At 71.0% G+C, this 890-nt stretch carries 1 protein-coding gene; it reads left to right on the forward strand.

All coding sequences use genetic code 11. The features are described 5' to 3' along the window. The coding region (locus tag G9C89_RS24915) for an acetyl-CoA C-acyltransferase (RefSeq protein ID WP_172153385.1) at positions 1–890 on the forward strand (890 nt) is incomplete at both ends.

Consider the following 890-nt stretch of genomic DNA (forward strand, 5'->3'; position numbering starts at 1 on the left):
TGCGTGCTGCAGGCCGGCCAGGGCCAGGCCCCGGCGCGCCAGGCGGCGCTGGGCGCGGGCCTGGCGCAGGGCACGGTGTGCTCGACGGTGAACAAGATGTGCGGCTCGGGGATGAAGGCGGCGATGTTCGGCCATGACCTGCTGCTCGCCGGCAGTGCCAATGTGGTGCTCGCCGGCGGCATGGAGAGCATGTCCAACGCGCCCTACCTGCTGGAGCGCGCGCGCAGCGGCTATCGCATGGGCCATGGCCGGGTGCTCGACCACATGTTCCTCGACGGCCTGGAAGATGCCTACGACAAGGGCCGGCTGATGGGCACTTTTGCCGAGGATTGCGCCCAGGCTTACGGCTTCAGCCGCGAGCAGCAGGACGCCTTTGCCATCGCCTCGCTGACCCGTGCGCAGCAGGCCATGGCCGAAGGGCGCTTCGCCGCGGAGATCACCGCGGTCGAGGCCCGGGGCGGTCGCGAACTGCGCCGCATCGACAGCGACGAGCAGCCGCCCAAGGCCCGCCCGGAGAAGATCCCGACCCTCAAGCCGGCCTTCCGCGAGGGCGGTACGGTGACCGCGGCCAATGCCAGTTCGATCTCCGACGGCGCCGCCGCGCTGCTGCTGATGCGCCTGTCCGAGGCGGAGAAACGCGGGCTGACGCCACTGGCGGCGATCCGCGGGCATGCCACCTTCGCCCAGGCGCCGAACCTGTTCGCCACCGCGCCGGTCGGTGCCTTGCAACGCCTGATGGCGCGCAGCGGCTGGGCGCTGAACCAGGTCGACCTGTTCGAGATCAACGAGGCCTTCGCCGTGGTGCCGATGGCGGCCATGCGCGACCTCGACATCCCCCACGACAAGCTCAACGTGCACGGCGGTGCCTGCGCCCTCGGTCACCCGATCGG

This window comes from Pseudomonas tumuqii (genome assembly GCF_013184545.1).
Taxonomy (GTDB): domain Bacteria; phylum Pseudomonadota; class Gammaproteobacteria; order Pseudomonadales; family Pseudomonadaceae; genus Aquipseudomonas; species Aquipseudomonas tumuqii.